The sequence below is a fragment of the Rhodococcus sp. Z13_19A genome, assembly GCF_058133575.1.
On sequence record NZ_JBYUNN010000003.1, the window covers coordinates 419,262 to 436,656 of the forward strand.

Sequence of the window (17,395 nt, forward strand, 5' to 3'; positions counted from 1 at the left end):
GCGCGCTCACGGAGCCGCTAGCGTTGCCGCCATGCCCGCGACAGAGCGTGACGTTGACGCTGACTTCCTCGCCCTGCCCCTGCGCGCGCTGGCTGACGCGGCGCTGAGCCGGGCCCGCGAGCTGGGCGCCGAGCACGCCGACCTGCGGGTGCACCGCACGCAGACGCAGAGCCTGCGGCTGCGCGACGGGACGGTGCAGTCGGCCAACGACGGTGCCACCGTCGGGCTCGCGGTGCGGGTGGTGGTGGACGGCACCTGGGGCTTCGCCGCCCGAGCCGAGCTCACCCCCGACGCCGCGGCCACCGCAGCAGCGCAGGCGGTTCAGGTGGCCCGGACCCTGCGGGCGCTCAACCGTGACCCGGTGGTGCTGGCCCCGGAGCCGGTGTACGCCGACGTCACCTGGGTGTCCGGCTACGCGGTGGATCCCTTCGCGGTGCCCACCGCGGACAAGATCGAGCGCCTCACCGACTTCTCCCAGCGGCTGCTGGCCGCCGACGGCGTCGACCACGTGTCGGCGAGCTGCCTGCAGGTCAAGGAGCAGACGTTCTACGCCGACCTGCACGGCTCCACCATCACCCAGCAGCGGGTGCGGCTGCAGCCCGACGTGGAGGCCACCACGGTGGACCAGCAGGCAGGCGCGTTCGAGTCCATGGCCACCCTGGCGCCGCCGGTCGGCCGGGGCTGGGAGTACCTGGACCAGGGCGACCCAGCTCAGGGGCGCTGGGACTGGGACGGCGAGCTGGCGCAGCTGCCCGAGCTGCTGGCGGAGAAGGTGCGGCCCCCTCGGTGACGGCCGGGCCCACCGACCTGGTGATCGACCCGTCCAACCTGTGGCTGACCATCCACGAGTCCATCGGCCACGCCACCGAGTACGACCGCGCCATCGGCTACGAGGCCGCCTACGCCGGCACCTCCTTCGCCACCCCCGACCAGCTGGGCACCCTGCGCTACGGCTCCGACGTCATGCACGTCACCGCCGACCGCACCCAGCCGCACGGGCTGTCCACGGTGGGCTACGACGACGAGGGGGTGGCTGCGCAGAGCTGGGACCTGGTGCGCGACGGGGTGCTGGTGGGCTACCAGCTCGACCGGGTGTTCGCGCCGCGGATGGGCCTGGAGCGCTCCAACGGCTGCTCCTACGCCGACTCCGCCCAGCACGTGCCCATCCAGCGGATGGCCAACGTCTCGCTGCAGCCGGACCCGCACACCGACCGCAGCACCGCCGAGCTGATCAGCGCGGTGGACGAAGGCATCTACGTCGTCGGCGACAAGTCGTGGTCCATCGACATGCAGCGCTACAACTTCCAGTTCACCGGCCAGCGCTTCTACCGCATCCGCAACGGGAAGCTGGCCGGGCAGCTGCGCGACGTCGCCTACCAGGCCACCACCACCGACTTCTGGGGCGCCATGGAGGCGGTGGGTGGGCCGTCCACGTGGCAGCTGCACGGGGCGTTCAACTGCGGCAAGGCCCAGCCCGGCCAGGTGGCCGCGGTCAGCCACGGTGCACCGTCGGCGCTGTTCCGCCAGGTGAACATCCTCAACACGCAGTCGGAAGGGAAGTCCGCATGATCACCGCCCCAGACCTCGTGGAGCTCGTGCTGGGCGCCTCGCAGGCGGACGGCTGCGTCGTCCTGGTCACCGAGTCCAGCGAGGCCACGCTGCGCTGGGCCAACTCCACCATGACCACCAACGGGCTCAGCTCCTCCCGCGAGTGGGCGGTGGTCTCGGTGCTCGGCTCCTCGGTGGGCGTGGTCAGCTCCTCCAGCGTGGACAGCGCCGACGTCACCGCGGTGGTGCGGGCCAGCGAGGAGGCCGCCCGTGCCTCCGGCCCCGCCCGTGACGCGGCCCCGCTGGTGGAGGGCTCAGGTACCCCCACCGACTGGGACGCTCCGGCCGCGCAGACCGACATCGCCGTGTTCGACCGGCTGGCCACCGAGCTGGCCCAGGGCTTTGCCGGCAAGGACACCCTCTACGGCTTCGCCGAGCACCAGGTGCACACCACCTGGCTGGGCTCCTCCACCGGGCTGCGCCGGCGCTTCAGCCAGCCCGCCGGCACCGTGGAGGTGAACGCCAAGCGCGAGGGCTCCAGCGCGTGGGGCGGGGTCGGCACCCGGGACTTCACCGACGTCGACCTCACCGGGCTGCTGGCCGACCTCTCCACCCGGCTGGGCTGGGGCCGGCGCACGGTGGAGCTGCCCGCCGGCCGCTACGAGACGCTGCTGCCCCCCTCGGCGGTGTCGGACCTGATGATCCTGCTGGCCTGGGCGATGGAGGGCCGCGGGGCCCAGGAGGGACACACCGCCCTGTCGCGGCCGGGCGGCACCCGGGTGGGCGAGCAGCTGGGCACGCTGGGCCTGACCATGGCCTGCGACCCCAACCTGCCGGGCCTGGAGTACCCGCCGTTCGTGGCCACCACCCACTCCGACGACTCGATCTCGGTGTTCGACAACGGGATGGACGCCGGGCGGGTGGAGTGGATCCGCGACGGCGCCGTGCACGCCCTGGCCTACCCCCGCGCCGAGGCGGAGCGCTTCCACGCGCCGGTGGCGGTGCCCGGGGACAACCTGCTCATCACCGGCGGGTCCGGTGCGTCGCTGCAGGACATGGTGGCCAGCACGGAGCGGGGTCTGCTGCTCACCTGCCTGTGGTACATCCGCGAGGTCGACCCGGTGTCGCTGCTGGTCACCGGGCTCACCCGGGACGGGGTGTACCTGGTGGAGGACGGCAAGGTCACCGGCGAGGTGAACAACTTCCGGTTCAACGAGAGCCCGCTGGACCTGCTGCGCCGAGCAACCGAGGCCGGCGCCACCGAGCGCACCCTGCCGCGGGAGTGGAAGGACTGGTTCAGCCGCGCCGAGGTGCCGCCGCTGCGGATCCCGGACTTCCACATGTCCTCCCCCAGCCAGGCCAGCTAGCCGGGTCCCGCGCGGGCGGTCAGCTCGCGAAGTAGCGGCGCGGGTTGTCCACCAGCATGGTGTGCAGCTGCTCCTCGGTGACCCCGCGGTCGAGCAGCGCGGGGATCACGTCGTCGCTGATGTGGTTGTAGTTCCAGTGCGGCACCATCTGCTCCTTGGCGCCGGCCTCGAACCAGTCGATGAAGCACGCCGCGTCGTGGGAGAGCACCATCTTCTCGGCGTAGCCGCGGCGGGCCAGCTCCACCACGGTGCCCACGCGCTCCTCGAAGGGCAGCAGCACGTCCAGGCCGAAGCGGTCCATCCCCAGCAGCGAGCCGGCGTCGGCCAGCGCGCACAGGTGGTCCAGGTCGGTGGTGTCGCCGCAGTGGCCGAGGACCACCTTGCTCAGGTCCACCCCCTCCGATCCCAGCACCTTCTGCACCACCAGCCCGGACTGGGTGTGCGGGTTGGTGTGCACGGTGATCGGTGCCCCGGTCTCCTGGTGGGCCTGGCCCACCGCCCGCATCACCCGCTCCACGCCCGCGGTGAGGCCGGGAGCCTCGATGGCGCACTTGAGGAAGGCGGCCCGGATCGCCGTGCCCGCGATGCCCTCGCGGAGGTCGCGCAGAAAGAGCTCCACCATCGGCTCCGGGGTGTCCACCAGCAGGCCGGGGCCGTTGTAGTGGAACTGGAACGGCAGGTCGTTGTAGGTGTAGATGCCGGTGGCGGCCACGATGTTGATGTCCACCTGCTCGTTGACCGCGGCGATCCGCGGCAGGTAGCGCCCGAGCCCGATCACGGTGGGGTCGACGATCGTGTCGATGCCGCGGGCCTTGAGCTCGGTCAGCTTGTGCACGGCGTCGGCGACCCGCTCGCCCTCGTCCCACCGGTCGAGGTAGTCGGGGTAGTTCTGCTGCATCTCGGCGTCGAGGACGAACACGTGCTCGTGCATCAGCACTCGGCCCAGGCTGCTGCTGTCGACCGGACCGCGAACGGTGTGGACCTCGGACATCAGCGCGCTCCTGTCGACGGGGTGCCGCACCGGTGGGGCACCGCCGGAGTGTGTTGCAGCGGGGGCTGGTTCGTCAACGCGAACGCCCCTGGGATCAGCGCGGCAGCCGCCGCCACAGTGGACGCGGCAGCAGGCTCATCGCGGTGAACGCCACCCGCAGCACGCCGGGCACCCACACCACGTCCTTGCGCCGGCGCAGGCCGGCCACCACCGCGTCGGCCACCTGGTCGGGAGTGCTGGACAACGGTGCAGGGCTCATGCCCTCGGTCATCCGGCCCACCACGAACCCCGGCCGCACCAGCAGCAGGTGCACGCCGGAGCCGACGAGGGAGTCGGCCAGCCCGCTGGCGAAGCCGTCCAGCCCCGCCTTGGCCGAGCCGTAGACGTAGTTGGCGCGGCGCACCCGCACCCCGGCCACGGAGGAGAACACCACCAGCTGCCCGTCGCCCTGGGCGCGCAGCAGCGTGGCCAGCACGGTGAGCACGTGCACCTGGGCGACGTAGTCGGTGTGCACCACCGCCACGGCGTGCGCCGGGTCGGTCTCCGCGCGGGCCTGGTCACCCAGGAGGCCGAAGCTGACCAGCACCACGTCCAGGTGGTGGCGGGCGGCGACGTCGGCCAGCAGCGGCTGGTGGCTGCTCAGGTCGTCGGCGTCGAAGTCCAGGCACTCCACCGTGGTGGCGCCAGCGGCCAGCAGCGCCTCCCGCTCGGCCACCAGGTCGTCGGCGCGCCGGGCGGCCAGCACCACGGTGCGGGCACCCTGGGCCACCAGCCGGTGTGCCACCGCCACGCCGATCTCGCTGCGCCCACCCAGGACCAGAACCGCTCCGTCGCTCACGCCGAGAAGTCTGGCAGACCCGCGCCCCGCTACCGTCAGGTCGTGCCCTCCACCTCCCCCGCCGCGCTGCCCGCCGCGGCCCACGAGTTCCTGGCCGAGCGACACCTCGCCTCGCTGACCACGCTGCGCGCCGACGGGACCCCGCACGTGGTGCCCGTGGGGTTCACCTGGGACGCCGAGCGCTCGATCGCCCGGATCATCACCAGGGGCGGCTCGCTCAAGGCGCGCAACGCCGCCCGGGGTGGGCGCGGCTCGCTGTGCCAGGTCGACTGGGCCCGCTGGATCACCCTGGAGGGCGTGACCTCGGTGCACGCCGATGCCGAGGAGGTGGCCGAGGGTGAGCGCCGCTACGCGCAGCGGTACCGCCAGCCCCGGCCCAACCCGGAGCGGGTGGTCATCCAGATCGCCGTGGACCGGGTGCTCGGCTCGGCCAGCCTGCTGCACCCGGAGTAGGTCAGCCCGGCAGCACGGCCAGCTCGTGCGGGCGGACGTTCACCGGCTCGCCACCGTCGGCGGTCACCAGCACGATGTCCTCGATCCGTGCGCCCCACGCGCCCGGGAAGTAGATGCCCGGCTCCACGCTGAAGGCCATCCCCTCGGCCAGCTCGACGTCGTTGCCGCCCACGATGTAGGGCTCCTCGTGCACCGAGAGCCCGATGCCGTGGCCGGTGCGGTGCACGAACGCCTCGGCCAGCCCCGCCTGCGCCAGCACGTCCCGGCAGGCGGCGTCCACCTCCTCCGCCCGCACCCCCGGGCGCACCGCGTCCAGGCCGGCCTGCTGGGCCCGCTGCAGCACCGCGTACTGCGCGGCCACCTCCGCGCTGGGCTCACCCAGGCTGTAGGTACGGGTGCAGTCGGAGAAGTAGCCCGGGTCCACCGGCCCGCCGATGTCCACCACCACCACGTCGCCGGGCTGCAGCACCCGGTCGGACACCTCGTGGTGCGGGTCCGCGCCGTGCGGGCCGGAGCCGACGATGATGAACTCCGCCCCGGTGTGCCCCTCGGCGACGATCGCGGCCTCGATGTCGGCGGCCACGTCCGCCTCGGTGCGCCCGGGCTTGAGCCACTCGCCCATCCGGGCGTGCACCCGGTCGATGGCGGCGCCGGCGCGGCGCAGCGCGTCCAGCTCGGCGGCGTCCTTGCGCATCCGCAGGCCGCGCAGCACCGGGGTGGCCAGCACCTGCGGCGCCCCGCACGCGGCGGCCAGCGGCAGGGCGTGCAGGGCAGGCATGGCGTCGCTGACGGCCGCCCGCGCCGGGGTGGGCAGCAGCCCGGCGACCAGCACGTACGGGTCCACGCCGTCCACCCAGTCGTGCACGGCCAGGCCCAGCTCGCCCGCCGCCGAGGGCCGCAGCGCCGCCAGCTCCAGCCGCGGCACCACCACCGCGGGCTCGCCCTGCACCGGCACCACCAGGCAGGTCAGCCGCTCGAAGGAGCTGGCCCGCGAGCCCAGCAGGTACTGCAGGTCCGGGCCGGGGGTGATCAGCAGGGCGTCCACTCCGGCGGCCTCCGCGGCCACCGCGGCGCGCTCCAGGCGGTCGGCGTAGACGGAGGCGGGCAGGCGTTCGGCACTCATGCCTGCACGGTAGCCGCCCAGCACCCGCCGCCGTCCTGGCAGGATCGACTCCCATGACGCGCACCCTCATGCTGCTCGACGGCGCCAGCCTGTGGTTCCGGGCCTTCCACGGCGTGCCGGAGTCGCTCACCTCCCCGGACGGGCGCCCGGTGAACGCGGTGCGCGGGTTCACCGACATGGTGGCCACCCTCATCACCCGCACCCAGCCCGACCGGCTGGCGGTGTGCCTGGACCTGGACTGGCGCCCGGCGTTCCGGGTGGCGGCGGTGCCCTCCTACAAGGCCCACCGGGTGGCCGAGGAGCGTCCACCCGGCCAGCTGGACGCCGAGGAGGTGCCCGACCAGCTGGCCCACCAGGTGCCGGTGATCATGGACCTGCTCTCGGCCGCGGGCATCGCCACCGCCGGCGCGCAGGGCCTGGAGGCCGACGACGTGCTGGGCACCCTGGCCGCCCGGGAGAGCAGGGACGCGGTGGTGGTGGTCAGCGGTGACCGCGACCTGCTGCAGGTGGTCTCTGACGACCCCGTGCCGGTGCGCGTGATCTACGTGGGCCGGGGGCTGGCCAAGGCCGAGGTGGTCGGACCGGAGGACGTCGCCGAGCGCTACGGCGTGCCCGTGGAGCGGGCCGGCGCCGCCTACGCGGAGATGGCCACGCTGCGCGGGGACGCCTCCGACGGGCTGCCCGGCGTGGCGGGCATCGGCGCCAAGACCGCCTCCCAGCTGCTGCTCACCTACAAGTCCATGGACGCCCTGCGCGCGGCGGCCGCCGACGAGGGCTCCGGCATGGCCCGGGCCTCGCGGTCGCGGATCACCGCCGCCGCCGACTACCTGGACGCCGCGCTGCCGGTGGTGCAGGTGGTGCGCGACGCCGAAGTCGAGCTGTCCAAGGACGACGAGCTGCCCAACACCCCGGCGCGGCCGGAGGAGCTGAGCGCCCTGGCCGAGCAGTGGGGCGTGGAGAGCAGCGTGGCACGGCTGGTCAAGGCGATGGCCGCGCTGCAGCGCTAGGGCGGAGCGCCGCCCGGCGAGGGCCTGGCCTAGCGGTCCCGGTGCGGGAGGATGTCCTCCTCGTGGTCGAGCTCGCGCTGCAGCGCCCGCAGGTCGAGGTCGGAGAGCCGGCCGGCGTCGCGCCAGCGCAGGATCTCGGCCCGCTGGGCGTCGATCACCGCCCGCCGGGCGCGCAGGCCCGCCTCGTAGGCCGGGGAGATGGGCAGCTCACCGTCCTCGGCTGACTCCAGCAGGTCCACCCGCTTGCGGTAGCGCGCCAGTCGTCGCCGCAGGTTCGCCCGGGACCCCTCCATGATGTCGGCGGGAACCTGGTCGTCGGCGTCCAGCTGGTTCAGCCGGACCAGGCCCGCCTGGGCAGCCGCGGCCCGCGCTTCGTTGCGCAGCAGCGCCGCGCCGGTGACGTCGGCCCGGAGCCCCGTCAGCCGCACCAGCGGGGCGAAGGTGACGCCCTGGCCGACCAGCGTCACCAGCACCACCAGGTACGCGCAGAACAGCAGCAGGCTGCGGTCGGGGAACGGCTCACCCGCCTGGGTGAGCAGCGGCAGGGAGAAGATCGCGGCCAGGGTGATCACGCCGCGGGTGCCCGCCCAGCTGAGCACCAGCACCTCGCGGCCCCCGAGGCGCTGCTCGCCGCCGCTACCGCTGCCCCCGAGGCGGGTGCGCAGCCGTCGGGGCAGCCACTGGGTGAGCACCAGCCAGGCGGGCCGGATCAGCAGCACCAGCGCCACGGTCACCACCGACGCCCCGACGATGGTGGACACCGGGTACTGGTTGAGGTCGCGGACGATCAGCGGCAGCTGCATGCCGATGAGCAGGAAGACCGCCCCCTCCAGCAGGAAGTCCACCAGCCGCCACACCGCGCTGGTCTGCAGCCGGCTCGCCCCGGACACCAGCCGCGGCGTGTCGTGGCCGACCACCAGGCCGGCGATGACCACGGCCAGCACCCCGGAGACGTGCACCTCCTCCCCGAGCAGGTAGGCCAGGAACGGAGTGGCCAGCGAGATCGCGTTGAGCATCAGCGGGTCGCTGACGTAGCGGCGCAGCAGTCGCACCAGCAGGGCCACCGACACGCCGACGAAGACCCCGCCGGCCGCGGCAGCCAGGAAGTCCACCGTCGCGCTGCCGTAGGAGAACCCGCCGGTGGTGGCGGCGGTGACCGCCACCGCGAAGGTGGTCAGCGCGGTGGCGTCGTTGAGCAGACCCTCACCCTCGATGAGCGTGATCAACCGCGGCGGCAGCCCGGCCTTGCGCCCGATGGACAGCGCCGCCACCGGGTCAGGTGGGGCGACCGCGGCGCCCAGGGCCACCGCGGCAGCCAGCCCCAGCCCGGGGACCACCAGGCTCACACCCACCCCGACGAGCAGCGCGGTGACCAGCACCAGCACCACGGAGAGGCTGATCACCGCCCGCAGGTTGGTGCGGATGGCCGACAGCGAGGAGTTCAGCGCCGCGCTGTAGAGCAGCGGCGGGAGCAGGAAGGTGAGGACCACCTCGGGATCGAGCTCGAGGTTGGGCCCGGGCAGTGCGGCGTAGATCAGGCCGCTCACCGTGAGCAGCGCCGCCACCGGCAGCCCGGACCGGTCGGCGACCACCTCGGCCAGGACGATCACGGCCACCGCAACCAGCAGGTAGACGAGGACGTGCGTCACCGGTTCTCCTCACTGGTTCCCGCCGCACCGGACGTCAGCGGTGGACCACTCTAGGCGGCCGCGCCCGCCGGCCGCCGGTGAGCGCCACCGCCGCGAGGGACTCAGTAGTAGGTGCCGCTCCAGGGCAGCCGAGGCGTGCCGAAGAGGGCGTCGGCCCTGGCGAGGACCTCGCTGCTGCCCCGCACGCGCCCGGCCGCGGCCAGCTGTGTGAAGGAGGTGCCGCCCAGGTACACCGCGGCCAGCTCACCTACCTCGCAGTGCAGCTCGGCCTCGGCGTCGGTGCGCTGCACCCCGTCGGTGCTGACCCGGTAGCGGCCGGAGTTGTCCGGCATCAGCTGGTCGTCCACCCCGATCACCACCGGCTCACCAGCGCCGTAGCTGCGCGCGGCCAGCGCCGCGGGCACGTCCAGCAGCCGCAGCCAGGTCTCGTCCTCGACGTCGGTGGTGACCGCGGCACGGGGGTCCACCAGGGCCAGGTCGAGCACCGGGTCGAGCGGACGGCCGTGGGCCAGCAGGTGCTCGGAGAGGTCGATGCCGAAGGCGGCCTGCCACAGCGCGAGCTCCACGCGCTCGTCCACCGCGCGGAGGTCGAGCACCTCCACCACGGCCTGCTGCGGGTCGTCCCAGCCGTCCCGGTTGTTGACCGTGTACAGGAGGAAGCCGTCCACCTGGTCGTCGTCGTCCACGGTGCACAGCACCCACACCGGGCGGTCCTTGTGCAGGTGCCGATCGACCATCCCCGCCCACCACCAGCTGGGCCGGGACACGGTGCCCGGCCTGGCGGTGCGGATGCGCTCGTAGACCGCGGGGAGCTCGCGCACGGCGGCCTCGGGGGTGATCATCTTCAGGCGGCGCTCGGCGGCGGCGCCCGGGCGCAGCACCGCGCGGCGTCGGGTCACCTTCAGGGTGGCGTAGGTGGAGGCCACGCCGTAGCCGAACCGCGAGTAGATGGAGGCCTCGGTGGCCCGCAGCACCGCCACCAGCGCACCGTTGTCGCGGGTGGTCTGCAGCTGCGCCTGCATCAGCGCCCGCAGGTAGCCGCGACGACGACGGTCGGCGCGCACCCCCACGCTGCTGACCGCGGCGGCGGGCACCCGCCCCCCGGGCACGTCCAGCTCCACCTCCCAGGAGCGCGCGACGCCACCGACCACGCCGTCGTCCTCGACGATGCCCTGCACCAGGCTGGCCCGGTACATGGGCAGCGACCGCTCCCACATCTGGTCGGTGACCGGCCCGATGAGGTACGCGCCGCCGAACACCTCCGCGGCCGCGCGGTGCAGGGTCTCCGGCAGGACGCGCACGGTGGGGACAGGGTTGTCGTTGGGGGTGCTCACCCCGTCATCCAATCAGCACGGCGAGCGCCGTGATCAGGGCCTGCCCACTTGGTACGTGCCGTCATCGTCAGTGATGCTCACCTTGATGTCGGACTCCTTGCCGTCCACCGTCGCCTTGCAGGTGAAGGTGTTGCCGCTCTTGACCTCTTGCCCGTCGGGGCAGGACACCCCGGTGACCTCGCCGGTCTTGTAGGTGTCGGTGAGCACCTTCTGCACCCCGTCCTGCACGGCCGTGGGGCTCAGGGTCTTGGTGACGGCGAAGCCGGGCGCAACGAAGGCCAGCACCGCCAGCACGGCGAGCGCGACCACGGCCAGCCCGGCACCGGCGTACAGCGGCGTGCGCGACTTGGTGGTGGCCGGCGGCGGGGTGACGAAGGGTGCACCACCGAGCTGGCCGGTGGGCGGGCCGTAGGGCGGCGGACCATGGGGCGGGGCCGGCGGCTGGGCCGGCGCACCGTACGGCTGCTGACCGGGGAAGCCCGGCTGCCCCTGGGGCTGGCCCGGCGGGCCGTAGGGCGGCTGCGGCTGACCGCGGTAGGGCGCCTGCGGCGGCGGACCCTGCGGCGGCGGACCCTGCGGGGGACCGCCGGGCTGGGGACCACCCGGACGCGGCGGAGCGCCACCCCAACCCTGCTGCTGGCTGCCGTCCGGCTGGCCGTAGCTGCCCTGGTACGGCTGCTGCGGCCCGCCCCACGGCGGCTGCGGAGGGTCGTTGGGGCCATGTGGGCTACTCATCGAAACGCCTCCAGGTCGGGGTGTGTCAGTACGAATGTTCCGACAGCATGCCAGTTTTGGCGCTTCCCCGGATCAAGAGGTGCCGAGCGCGACCACTCCGCGGCGGACCGCGGCGACGGCGTCCCTGGCCACCGCGCCCATCGGGGTGCCCGCCGAGGCCACCCGCACCTGGTCGAGCAGGTCCACCACCTGGCGGCACCACCGCACGAAGTCACCGGCCGACAGCAGCTGGCCGTTCTCCCCTGCCGCGGCCAGCACGTTCGTCAGCGACTCCCCGCGGGCCCAGCGGTACACCGGCCACGCGAAGCCGAGGTCGGGCTCGCGGGTGGGGGCGAGCTTGTGGCGCCGCTCGTCGGTGGTGAGCGCGTCCCAGAGGTACGTCGTGTCGGCCAGCGCGGTGCTGACGGACCCGGCCGGCACTCGGGGCACCGACTCGGTCTCCCGTCGGGACTCGAAGACCACCGCCGACACCACCGCGGCCAGCTCGGCCGGGTTCAGCGACTCCCACACGCCGCGGCGCAGGCACTCCGCCACCAGCAGGTCGGACTCGCTGTAGATGCGCTCCAGCCGGCGCCCGTCCTTGCTGACCTCCTGGTCGGGCCCGGTGCCCTCCAGGTAGCCACGCTCGGCCAGCAGCGCCCGGATGCGGTCGAAGGAGCGGGCCAGGGAGTGAGTGGTGGCCGCCACCTGCTGGCGCAGCTTCTCGGTCTCGGCGGCGAGGCGGGCGTACCGCTCGCTCCACCGCGCGTGGTTCTCCCGGTCCTCGCAGCCGTGACAGGGGTGGGCCCGCAGCGCCCGGCGCAGCGCGGCCAGCTCGGCGTCGTCGGCGGCGGACGTTCGGCGCTTGCCCACCCGGCCGGGGGCGGTGATCCCGCTGGCCCGCAGGGTGGAGGCCAGGTCGCGGCGCACGCGGGGCACCTGGTGCTCCACCCGCCGGGGCAGCGTCAGCCGTCCCAGCACCTCGGCAGGGGTGGGGAAGTCCGCGGCCGACAGTCGTCCGGCCCAGCGGTCCTCGGTGAGCACCAGCGGGCGGGGGTCGGCGTCGTCGGGCCCGGTGTCGAGCACCACCGCGAGCCCGGCACGACGCCCGCCCGGCACGGCGATGACGTCGCCGCGGCGCAGCGCCTGCAGGGCTTCCTCCGCCTCGTGGCGCCGGGCCGCGCTGCCCTGCTTGGCCAGCCTGCGCTCGCGGTCGGTGATCTTGGCCCGCAGCTCCGCGTAGGAGGCGAAGTCGCCCAGGTGGCACTCCATCTGCTCCCGGTAGCCCGCCATCGCCTCGGTGTTGCGGTCGATGGTGCGGGACAGGCCGACCACCGACCGGTCGGCCTGGAACTGGGCGAAGGAGCGCTCCAGCAGCGTGCGGGCGGAGTCCGGGCCCATCGCGGCCACCAGGTTCACCGTCATGTTGTAGGAGGGACGGAAGGAGCTGCGCAGCCGGAAGGTGCGGTTGGAGGCGAGACCGGCGACCTGGGTCGGCTGCACCCCGGGCTGCCACAGCACCACGGCGTGGCCCTCGATGTCGATGCCACGGCGGCCGGCGCGGCCGGTGAGCTGGGTGTACTCCCCCGGCGTCAGGTCGGCGTGCGACTCCCCGTTGTACTTGACCAGGCGCTCCAGCACCACGGTGCGTGCGGGCATGTTGATGCCCAGCGCCAGGGTCTCCGTGGCGAACACCGCCCGGACCAGTCCGCGGACGAACAGCTCCTCCACGGCTTGCTTGAACGCGGGCAGCATCCCGGCGTGGTGAGCGGCGAAGCCGCGCATGAGAGCCTCGCGCCACTCCCAGAATCCCAGCACCGCCAGGTCGGCCTCGGGCAGCTCGGCGGCGTGCCGGCTGATGATCTCGGCGATCTCCGTTGCCTGCGCCTCGGTGGTCAGGCGCATCCCGGAGCGCACGCACTGGGTGACGGCGGCGTCGCAGCCGGCCCGGCTGAAGATGAAGGTGATGGCCGGCAGCAGCCCCTCGGAGTCGAGCTTGGCGATCACCTCCGGGCGGGGCAGCGGACGGTAGGTGAGCTGGCGGTACCCACCGCGCTGGGACTGGCGAGCGCGCTGGGCCTGACGGCCGCGCTGGTGCCGGGGCTGGAACGCGTCCTCGCGCCGCTCGCGCTGCTGGACGTGGTGCACCAGGTCGGGGTTGACCACGAGCTTGCGGTCCCCCGTGTTGTCGCGCTCGTTGAACAGGTCGAACAGCTGGCGGCCCACCATGACGTGCTGCCACAGCGGGACCGGGCGGTGCTCGTCCACCACCACCGTGGTGTCCCCGCGCACGGTGGAGATCCACTCGCCGAACTCCTCGGAGTTGCTCACCGTGGCCGACAGGCCCACCACCGCGATCTCCGGCGGCAGGTGCAGGATGACCTCCTCCCACACCGCGCCGCGGAAGCGGTCGGCCAGGTAGTGGACCTCGTCCATCACCACGTAGGACAGGTCGCGCACCGACTCCGAGTCGGCGTAGAGCATGTTGCGCAGCACCTCGGTGGTCATCACCACCACGGGCGCACCGGAGTTGATGGAGGTGTCCCCGGTGAGCAGGCCGACGTTGCGCTTGCCGTGGCGCTCCACCAGGTCGGCGTACTTCTGGTTGCTCAGCGCCTTGATGGGCGTGGTGTAGAAGCACTTGGTGCCGGCGGCCAGCGCCAGGTGCACGGCGAACTCGCCGACGATGGTCTTGCCCGCGCCGGTCGGCGCGCACACCAGCACGCCGTGCCCGTCCTCCAGCGCCTCGCAGGCCGTGACCTGGAACGGGTCGAGCTCGAACGCGATTCCAGCGGAGAACTCAGCCAGCCGCGGGTGCTGGTTGCGCTGTCGTGCAGCCGCGTAAGCGTCCGCCGGTGATTGCGTGTCGGCCACGGGCTCCAGGCTGCCACAGCAGCCCAGCCCTCGGCCCAGTGGCCGTGCCCGTCACACCCGCCGCACGAAGCACCTGATCAGGTGGCGTCGTCGTAGCTGCGCGAGCCCACCCCGCTGGTCGACCCCACCCCGCTGGTCGACCCCACCCCGCTGGTCGGTGGCACCGGCTCGGGCTCCGGGATGGGTGAGGCCTCGTCGTCGCTCCAGGAGTCCCAGCCCTGGTCGACGCGCTTGCGGGCCTTGCGGCGGTCGTGCAGCCGGGCCACCTGCACCGCGGCCTCGAACAGGATCACCAGGGAGAACGCCAGCGCGAGCATGCTGAACGGGTCCTGGCCGGGGGTGGCGATGGCGGCGAAGACGAACAGCCCGAAGATGAAGCCGCGGCGCCACTCCTTGAGCCGCGCGTAGGTGAGCACGCCCACCAGGTTGAGCATCACCACCAGCAGCGGCAGCTCGAAGCTGATCCCGAAGATGATGATCAGGTTGATGATGAAGCTGAAGTACTGGTCGCCGTTGAGCGCGGTGATCTGCACCTCGGTGCCCACCGACAGCAGGAACGACAACGCCTCCGCGACGACGACGTAGGCCAGCACGGCGCCGCCGACGAACAGCGTGGCACCGGAGGCGACGAACGGGATGGCAAAGCGCCGCTCCCCCTGGTGCAGACCTGGGGTGATGAACCGCCACACCTGCCACAGCCACACCGGGCAGGCCAGCACCACACCGGCGGTGAGCGCCACCTTGAGGCGAAGCATGAACTGGTCGAACGGCGCGGTGGCCAGCAGCCGACAGCTGTCGTCCGGACCGATCTGCGCGCGCGACGTCGACGGGAGGGAGCAGTAGGGACCCTTCAGCAGGTCGCCGAGGCTCTGGGTGCCCAGCACGCCGTGGGAGTACCAGAGAAACCCCAGGATGGTGGTGATGACGACCGCGATGCCGGCCTTGGTGACCCGGCTGCGCAGCTCGTACAGGTGCTCGACGAGGGACATCGAGCCGTCAGGGTTCGGTGGGCGGCGCCGTCGAATCTTGCGCCACCCCGACGGAGCGGACACCCTCGGCTCAGCTGGCCTTCTCAGAGTGCTCGGTCGGCAGCTGCTGGGCCTGGACCTGCTGCGCCTGCGCCTGCTGGGCCTGGACCTGCGGGGCAGGCTGGACCGGAACCTGCTGGACCGGAACCTGTTGCGCCGCGGTGCCGGCCTGCGGCACGGGCGGGATCACCGGGGGCGCGGTGGGCAGCGCCTGCGGGGCCGGGGCCGCCGCCTGGGTGGGAGCTGGCTTGTCGCCGTCGGAGCCCAGGTCCTTGATCTCGCTCTTGAAGATGCGCAGCGAGCGGCCCAGCGAGCGGGACGCGTCCGGCAGCCGCTTGGCGCCGAAGAGCACGACCAGCACGATGAGCACGATCAGCCAGTGAACGGGACTGAGAGATCCCATGAGATACCTCCGGTGTTGGGCCTGTGTTGAGGGTACGCGGCCGAGGTGTCCATCGCGTGACCCGACGCTGACCGGCAGGTGACACGCCGCGGGCTCACCCGGCGGGTTCGGTCGCCTCGTGGCGGGCGTAGGCGGCCAGCGCCGCCTGGGCCCGCTCCGTGCGGTGCTGCTCCAGCGCGGCCGGGGCGAGCACCCGCACCCCCGCACCGAGGCCCAGCACCAGCCGGGTGACCCACTCCAGGTCGGTGTAGCGCAGGGTGATGCGCAGCCGCCCCTCGCCCAGCTGGGTGAGGTCCTGCACGGGGTAGTACTCGGCCACCCAGGCGTGCTGCGGGGCCAGCTCCAGCACCGCCTCGGGCAGGTCGTCGCCCAGCTCGAAGAGCTCGTGGGCCTGGCGCTCACCGGTGGTCGCCGGCAGCACCTCGGGCAGCACCGTGACGTCGTCAATCCGGTCCACCCGGAACATCCGCTCGTCCTCCACCCGCCGGCACCACGCCTCCAGGTAGCTGCGCCCGTCCACCACCAGCAGCTGGCGCGGCTCCACCACCCGGTCGGTGACGTCGTCGCGGGACGCGGTGTAGTACCGGATGCGCAGCGGGTGGCGCTCGGCCAGGGCGTTCTTCAGCGTCGCCGTGGTCTCGGCGGTGGCCGAGTCCTGCGCGCTCTCGCTGACCCCCACGGTCACCGCGCTGGGACCGCTGCCGCCGCCGGCCGCGGCCTCCACCTTGGCCAGCGCCCGCTCCACCACGTCGCGCTCCACCAGCCCGCCGACGTCGCCCAGCGCGCGCAGCGCCACAGCCAGGGCGCCCGCCTCGGCCCGGGACAGCCGCAGCGGCCGCTGCAGCCCGGCGTCGAAGATCACGCTCACGGTGTCGCCCTCGAAGGACAGGTCGATCAGCTCGCCGGGGCCGTAGCCGGGCAGCCCGCACATCCACAACAGCTGCAGGTCCTTGCGCAGCTGGGTGGCACTGACCCCCAGCTCGGCGGCGGCCTCCTCCACCCGCACGCCGGGGTGCGCCTGCAGGTACGGCACCAGCGACAGCAGCCGGGGCAGCCGGTCGGTCAGCCCGCTCACGCCAGGGCTCCGGCGAGCAGCAGCAGCACGCGCTCGCGCAGCTCGGGCGGGGCGAGCACCACCGCGTCGGCGCCGTAGCCGGCGATGGACCGCGCGGCGACGTCGAGGTCGGACAGCTGCACCCGCACCACGTCCCCGTCGCGGGTCTGCTGCACCACCTCGGCGCCCCGGCGCAGCCCCACGGCACGGTCCGGGGCGAGCAGCAGGGTCGCCTCGACCGCGGCCTGCGGGGCCGGGCCGGCGGAGGCGGCGACCAGCGCGAGCAGGTCGGCGCCGTCGGGGACGGTGACCGCGCCGGCCGGACCGACCGCCTTGGCGTCGGCGATGCGCGAGACCCGGAAGCAGCGCACGTCCTGCCGGGCCCGGTCGTGGCCGACCAGGTACCAGCGGCCGCGGTAGGACACCACCCCCCACGGCTCGACGGTGCGCGCCGTGGGCTCCGACGCCGGGCCGCGGCGGTGCAGGAAGGTCACCACCCGGCCGGCGTCCACCGCGGCCACCAGCGGGCCGAAGGCGGGGTCGCTGGCGTGCACGCGGGGCTGCACACCGGGCGCGGCGTCGGTGTCCACCTCCACCCCGGCCGCGCGCAGCTTCAGCACCGCGTTGTGCGCAGAGGTGGCCATCTGCGGGGAGTCCCAGAGCCGGGCGGCCAGCGCCAGCGCCGCGGCCTCGTCCGGCGCCAGCTCGATCTCGGGCAGCTCGTAGTCGCGCCGGGCGATGCGGTAGCCCTCGTTGGGGTCCAACCCTGAGTTGCGGCCGGTCTCCACCGGCACGCCCAGCTCGCGCAGCTCGGACTTGTCCCGCTCGAACATCCGGAAGAACGCCTCGTCGCTGGGGGCGTCGCTGTACCCGGCCACGGTGGAGCGGATGCGCTCGGCACTGAGGTACTGCCGCGTGGACAACAGGCAGAGCACCAGGTTGACCAGACGTTCACTGCGGGCGGAGGACACACGCATACCCTAGGTTGCTGGCAGCGAACAGTGGCGAAAGC

At 73.4% G+C, this 17,395-nt stretch carries 14 protein-coding genes and 1 pseudogene; 4 read left to right on the forward strand and 11 right to left on the reverse strand.

Features of this window, described 5'->3' with window-relative positions; all coding sequences use genetic code 11:
• Nucleotides 1-31: 31 nt before the first annotated feature.
• Nucleotides 32-1,569: pseudogene (locus tag AC3YNX_RS13110) on the forward strand (TldD/PmbA family protein).
• Nucleotides 1,566-2,915, forward strand: coding sequence for a metallopeptidase TldD-related protein (locus tag AC3YNX_RS13115; protein WP_489995732.1), 1,350 nt, complete (start codon nt 1,566-1,568; stop codon nt 2,913-2,915). Before AC3YNX_RS13110 ends, AC3YNX_RS13115 begins: the two are co-directional and overlap by 4 nt.
• Nucleotides 2,916-2,934: 19 nt before the next feature.
• On the opposite strand, the gene AC3YNX_RS13120 is transcribed toward AC3YNX_RS13115, so the two are convergent.
• Nucleotides 2,935-3,906 (reverse strand): phosphotriesterase family protein, encoded by a 972-nt coding sequence (locus AC3YNX_RS13120; protein ID WP_489995733.1) that lies wholly within the window; start codon nt 3,904-3,906, stop codon nt 2,935-2,937.
• Nucleotides 3,907-4,000: 94 nt separating this feature from the next.
• Nucleotides 4,001-4,744, reverse strand: coding sequence for a decaprenylphospho-beta-D-erythro-pentofuranosid-2-ulose 2-reductase (gene dprE2 / locus AC3YNX_RS13125; protein WP_489995734.1), 744 nt, complete (start codon nt 4,742-4,744; stop codon nt 4,001-4,003).
• A gap of 42 nt (nt 4,745-4,786) precedes the next feature.
• Here dprE2 and AC3YNX_RS13130 point away from each other — a divergent pair, with 42 nt between their 5' ends.
• The gene (locus AC3YNX_RS13130; RefSeq protein ID WP_489995735.1) at nt 4,787-5,197 is read left to right on the forward strand and encodes a PPOX class F420-dependent oxidoreductase; all 411 of its coding nucleotides are present in this window, start codon (nt 4,787-4,789) and stop codon (nt 5,195-5,197) included.
• A gap of 1 nt (nt 5,198) precedes the next feature.
• On the opposite strand, the gene AC3YNX_RS13135 is transcribed toward AC3YNX_RS13130, so the two are convergent.
• A complete protein-coding gene (locus AC3YNX_RS13135; protein ID WP_489995736.1) occupies nt 5,199-6,320 on the reverse strand; it encodes a M24 family metallopeptidase in 1,122 nt (373 codons plus the stop codon).
• Nucleotides 6,321-6,373: 53 nt separating this feature from the next.
• Between AC3YNX_RS13135 and AC3YNX_RS13140 the strand changes: the two genes are divergently transcribed.
• Nucleotides 6,374-7,327, forward strand: coding sequence for a 5'-3' exonuclease (locus AC3YNX_RS13140; protein ID WP_489995737.1), 954 nt, complete (start codon nt 6,374-6,376; stop codon nt 7,325-7,327).
• A gap of 29 nt (nt 7,328-7,356) precedes the next feature.
• Here AC3YNX_RS13140 and AC3YNX_RS13145 read toward each other — a convergent pair whose 3' ends face one another.
• From AC3YNX_RS13145 to AC3YNX_RS13180, 8 genes are all read right to left on the reverse strand, one after another.
• Nucleotides 7,357-8,976: a Na+/H+ antiporter gene (locus AC3YNX_RS13145; RefSeq protein ID WP_127782930.1), complete on the reverse strand. Its 1,620-nt coding sequence runs from the start codon at nt 8,974-8,976 to the stop codon at nt 7,357-7,359.
• A 101-nt stretch (nt 8,977-9,077) separates the two neighbouring features.
• Entirely contained in the window at nt 9,078-10,310 is a 1,233-nt protein-coding gene (locus AC3YNX_RS13150; RefSeq protein ID WP_489995738.1) for a GNAT family N-acetyltransferase, read from the reverse strand.
• A gap of 33 nt (nt 10,311-10,343) precedes the next feature.
• Nucleotides 10,344-11,045 carry a DUF4333 domain-containing protein gene (locus tag AC3YNX_RS13155; protein ID WP_489983211.1) on the reverse strand — a complete coding sequence of 234 codons (702 nt, stop codon included), beginning with the start codon at nt 11,043-11,045 and terminating at the stop codon, nt 10,344-10,346.
• A 72-nt stretch (nt 11,046-11,117) separates the two neighbouring features.
• Nucleotides 11,118-13,832 carry a DEAD/DEAH box helicase gene (locus AC3YNX_RS13160; RefSeq protein WP_489995944.1) on the reverse strand — a complete coding sequence of 905 codons (2,715 nt, stop codon included), beginning with the start codon at nt 13,830-13,832 and terminating at the stop codon, nt 11,118-11,120.
• A gap of 143 nt (nt 13,833-13,975) precedes the next feature.
• Nucleotides 13,976-14,974: a twin-arginine translocase subunit TatC gene (gene tatC / locus AC3YNX_RS13165; RefSeq protein ID WP_489995945.1), complete on the reverse strand. Its 999-nt coding sequence runs from the start codon at nt 14,972-14,974 to the stop codon at nt 13,976-13,978.
• Nucleotides 14,958-15,329, reverse strand: a complete 372-nt coding sequence (gene tatA / locus AC3YNX_RS13170) for a Sec-independent protein translocase subunit TatA (RefSeq protein ID WP_127782925.1) — start codon at nt 15,327-15,329, stop codon at nt 14,958-14,960. Before tatA ends, tatC begins: the two co-directional genes overlap by 17 nt.
• A gap of 94 nt (nt 15,330-15,423) precedes the next feature.
• Nucleotides 15,424-16,404 carry a helix-turn-helix transcriptional regulator gene (locus AC3YNX_RS13175; protein WP_489995739.1) on the reverse strand — a complete coding sequence of 327 codons (981 nt, stop codon included), beginning with the start codon at nt 16,402-16,404 and terminating at the stop codon, nt 15,424-15,426.
• Nucleotides 16,401-17,354: a helix-turn-helix transcriptional regulator gene (locus tag AC3YNX_RS13180; protein ID WP_489983214.1), complete on the reverse strand. Its 954-nt coding sequence runs from the start codon at nt 17,352-17,354 to the stop codon at nt 16,401-16,403. Before AC3YNX_RS13180 ends, AC3YNX_RS13175 begins: the two co-directional genes overlap by 4 nt.
• Nucleotides 17,355-17,395: the final 41 nt, after the last annotated feature.